The sequence below is a fragment of the Luteolibacter flavescens genome, assembly GCF_025950085.1.
In the GTDB taxonomy this organism is placed as follows: domain Bacteria; phylum Verrucomicrobiota; class Verrucomicrobiia; order Verrucomicrobiales; family Akkermansiaceae; genus Haloferula; species Haloferula flavescens.
In genome coordinates this window covers 1-1,200 of the sequence record NZ_JAPDDS010000053.1, presented here as the reverse complement: position 1 = coordinate 1,200, position 1,200 = coordinate 1, and the positions used below count along the sequence as shown (strand labels likewise).

1 protein-coding gene is annotated in these 1,200 nt (G+C 64.4%); it reads left to right on the top strand.

From position 1 onward, the window contains the following. Positions 1-78 precede the first annotated feature (78 nt). Positions 79-1,200 (top strand): hypothetical protein (locus OKA04_RS24965; RefSeq protein ID WP_264503856.1); only part of this gene is annotated, 1,122 nt, incomplete at its 3' end.

Sequence of the window (1,200 nt, the reverse complement as noted above, 5' to 3'; positions counted from 1 at the left end):
GAACAACGCACTCTGCAGCTAGCTATACAATCTCTGTTTAATTAGCTAGGTAGCTAGCGAGTCATAAATCAAGAAGCCATGGACTTTTACGGGCGGCGCGAGCAGTACGGCGGGTATGGCGGGTACGGTGGCGGCGGCGCCCTGGCGACGCCGGGGTACGCGCCGGCGGCGCCGTACGGGATGTCGCAGGTGAACATCGAGGGGAACGGGTGTGGCAGGACGCTGCCGCCGCAGCCGACGGTGAAGGTGTACTGCCGGGCGAACCCGAACTACGCGATGACGGCGCGGAACGGCGCGGTGGTGCTGGCGCCGGCGAACCCCAAGGACGAGTACCAGCATTGGATCAAGGACATGAGGTGGAGCACCAGCATCAAGGACGAGGAGGGCTACCCTGCCTTCGCCCTCGTCAACAAGGCCACCGGCCAGGCCATCAAGCACTCCCTCGGCCAGTCACACCCTGTGAGGCTGGTGCCGTACAACCCGGAGGTGATGGACGAGTCGGTGCTGTGGACGGAGAGCCGCGACGTGGGGAACGGGTTCAGGTGCATCCGCATGGTGAACAACATCTACCTCAACTTCGACGCCTTCCACGGCGACAAGGACCACGGCGGCGTCCGCGACGGCACCACCGTCGTGCTCTGGGAGTGGTGCAAGGGCGACAACCAGAGCTGGAAGATCCTCCCCTGGGGCCCCGAGGCTCACTCCTCCTCCCCCGGCGCCGCCACCGCCTGCACCATCGGCGGCGTCCCCGTCCACACCGTCCGCGTCTTCTCCGCCGCAGGCGAGGACTACTGCCTCACCGTCCGCAACGGCACCGCCTGCCTCGCCCCCAAGAACCCCAGGGACGACTACCAGCACTGGATCAAGGACATGAGGCACAGCAACAAGATCAGGGACGAGGAAGGCTACCCGGCGTTCGCGCTGGTCAACAAGGTCACCGGCGAAGCCATCAAGCACTCCACCGGACAGGGCCACCCGGTGAAGCTGGTTCCCTACAACCCAGAGTACCAGGACGAGTCTGTGCTGTGGACGGAGAGCAAGGATGTGGGCAAGGGCTTCCGCTGCATCCGCATGGTGAACAACATCTACCTCAACTTCGACGCCTTCCATGGCGACAAGGATCACGGCGGCATCCACGATGGCACCGAGATCGTGCTGTGGAAGTGGTGCGAGGGTGACAACCAGCGCTGGAAGGTCCCC